The organism is Bradyrhizobium sp. PRIMUS42, from assembly GCF_023006515.1.
In the GTDB taxonomy this organism is placed as follows: domain Bacteria; phylum Pseudomonadota; class Alphaproteobacteria; order Rhizobiales; family Xanthobacteraceae; genus Bradyrhizobium.
Genome location: NZ_JALBGZ010000785.1, coordinates 1 through 2,733, shown reverse-complemented (window position 1 = coordinate 2,733; position 2,733 = coordinate 1). Strand labels below are relative to the sequence as shown.

Genomic DNA, 2,733 nt, shown 5'->3' with positions numbered 1-2,733 from the left:
GATCGAGGCCTCGTTGCCGCAGCCGCAGCGCCAGCAACCGACCCGCCGCTCCGTGCTGCGCGGCTTTGCGATGGGCTCGGCGGTCTCTGCACTGGCCGCAACAGGCATCGTCGCATTGGTGCTGCGCCAGGACGACCAGCAGCGTATCCTGTCGGAGGTGGTCTCCGCGCATCTGCGCTCGCTTCAGGCCGGTCATCTCACCGATGTGGTCTCGACCGATCAACATACGGTCAAGCCGTGGTTCAACGGCAAGCTCGACGTCGCCCCACCCGTGATCGATCTCACCGCGCAAGGTTTCACGCTGGTCGGCGGCCGGCTCGACTATATCGACGCCCGCGCCATCGGCGCGGTCGTCTACAAGCGACGGCAACACGTCGTCAATCTGTTCGTGTCGCAAACATCGAACGCGGAACACCGTGCGCCCAAGACCGAGACCATGCAGGGTTTCAACTGCCGCCGCTGGGGCGAGCGCGGCCTGAACTTCTGGGCCGTCAGCGACATCGGCGCCGACGAGCTCGCCGAATTCGTCGACAAGTTCGAGGCGGCAATGAAGGCGAATGTGGAGGGGTAGACGGCTTCGCGGTCATTGCGAGAAGCGTAACGACGAAGCAATCCAGGATCTTTCCGCGAACGATTCTGGATTGCTTCGCTTCGCTCGCAATGACGAGCGTTGAGACGGATCGGCGAAACTACGCCGACCGCCTCACTGCGTTGTCCACCAGCGTCTTGCCGAGCGACCAGATCGCGCCGGGGACCTTGTGGCTGCCGGCGATGACGTCGTCGAACGCCTTCTCGATCCAGCCGCAGTCTTCCTCGGTGATGGTAAGCGGCGGCAGCAGCTTGATGGTGTGGCTGCCGTGGCCGGCGACTTGCGTGAGGATCTTGTGGTCCTTGAACAGCGGTACGGTGATGAGCTGGCAGAACAAGCCCTTGTTGGCCGCCTCCAGCACATTCCAGGAGGCGCGCAGCCGCAGCGACTTCGGCGGACCGAACTCGACGCCGATCATCAGGCCCTTGCCGCGCACTTCCTTCATCAGCTCGTAGCCGGGCACCATGCGCGTCAGCGCCAGGCGCAACTCGGCGCCGCGCTTGGCGGCGGACTCGATCAGCTTCTCCGATTCCATGACATCGAGCGTGGCAATGCCTGCGGCCATCGCCAGATCATTCTTGGAGAACGTCGAACCGTGCACCACGGCGCGGTCCATCTGGTTGAAGATCTTGTCGAAGATGGCCTTGCGCGTCAGCACCGCGCCGACCGGGACGTGGCCGCCCGACAGCGACTTCGACAGCAGCACCATGTCGGGCTCGACGTTCCAGTGCTCAACCGCAAGGAAGCGGCCGGTGCGGCCCATGCCGGTCTGGATCTCGTCGGCGACGAACAGCGTGCCGTATTTCTTGCAGAGCGCGGCCGCGCCCGGCAGGAACTCGTCGGTGGGCATGTTGACGCCCTTGCCCTGGATCGGCTCGACCACGAAGGCCGCGACCTCGCGCGAGGCCAGCGCCTTTTCGAGCGCGGCCAGATCGTTGAACGGGATCGAGGTGCAGCCCGGCAGCAGCGGCTCGAAGCCGGTGCGGAAGTTCGAATCACCCGTCAGCGACAGCGCGCCATAGGTCAGACCGTGATAGCCGTGGGCGCAATAGACGATGCCGGGGCGCCCCGTCGCGCCGCGGGCGAACTTGATCGCGGCTTCGACGCATTCGGCGCCGGAATTGGCGAAGAACACCTTGTCGAGATGGGGGACGTATTTCAGGAGCCGCTCGGCGAGCACGCCGGCGAGCACCGAGACGTCGAACTGGACGAGATTGGGCAGGTCGGCGTCGAGCACGCTCTTGAGCGCCTCGCGCATGACGGGATGATTGCGTCCGATCGCAAACACGCCAAAGCCGGACAACAGGTCGAGATAGCGCGCGCCCTCGCGGTCGTAGAGGTACTGCCCCTGCCCCTTCTGGAAGCCGACATCGTAGCCGATGGTCTTGAGGACCCGAACGAACTGCTCGTTCAGATACCGATTATGCAGGGCGCTACGCTGGGCCTGACGGTCCGCGAATAGCTCAGACATGTCTGGATTTGGACTGTGCATCCGCTACATACTTCGGTTGAGGGCCGTTTCGTCAACTGAAAACGGACCGTTACTGAAAACGGTTTGTGCGGCCTTTTGCCCTTTTTCGGACCATCTTCGCAAGCACAGCTTTAGACCATGTTGCACTGCCGAGGAACTATCATGCGTTTGGCCCTTTACACCGGAATAATACTGGCTGGTGGTTACACCTGCCTGCCCCCCGCGTTCGCTGCCGATCCCACCGGCGATTGGCGGGTTGCCGATGGCGTCGCCAACATTCGTGTCGCCCAATGCAATGGCAGCATGTGGGGCGCGGTTTCCTGGGAAAAACAGCCCGGCGGCCGCGACGAGAACAACCCGGATGCCGCGAAAAAGACCAGGCCGACATTGGGCATGGCGACGCTGATCGACATGAAGAAGAAGCCCGGCGCCGATCAGTGGGAAGGGCAGGTCTACAACGCCAAGGACGGCCAGCTCTACAGCGCGACCATCACGCCTGTCGGCGCCGACCAGCTCGAGATCAAAGGTTGCGTGATGGGCTTCCTCTGCGGCGGCGAGACCTGGACCCGGGTTGGCCCGCCAATCCCCTTGAGCACCGCCAATGCCATGGCCAAGGGCGCGCCCAAGTCCGCTGGCGCGGCGCCGAAAGCCACAGGAGCGACGGTCGCAGCTG

3 protein-coding genes are annotated in these 2,733 nt (G+C 63.8%); 2 read left to right on the top strand and 1 reads right to left on the bottom strand.

From position 1 onward, the window contains the following. On the top strand, positions 1-571 hold a 571-nt coding region (locus MOV75_RS33580; protein ID WP_247007480.1), incomplete at its 5' end, for an anti-sigma factor. 118 nt (positions 572-689) lie between these two features. On the opposite strand, the gene hpnO is transcribed toward MOV75_RS33580, so the two are convergent. Next, entirely contained in the window at positions 690-2,081 is a 1,392-nt protein-coding gene (gene hpnO / locus MOV75_RS33575) for an aminobacteriohopanetriol synthase HpnO (RefSeq protein ID WP_246931775.1), read from the bottom strand. Positions 2,082-2,222: 141 nt separating this feature from the next. On the opposite strand from hpnO, the gene MOV75_RS33570 reads away from it, so the two are divergent. Then, the coding region (locus tag MOV75_RS33570) for a DUF2147 domain-containing protein (protein WP_247007479.1) at positions 2,223-2,733 on the top strand (511 nt) is incomplete at its 3' end.

Coding starts and splice junctions, on each gene's coding strand:
- hpnO (WP_246931775.1), bottom strand. CDS start 2,081: ATGCACAGTCCAAATCCAGACATGTCTGAGCTATTCGCGGACCGTCAG.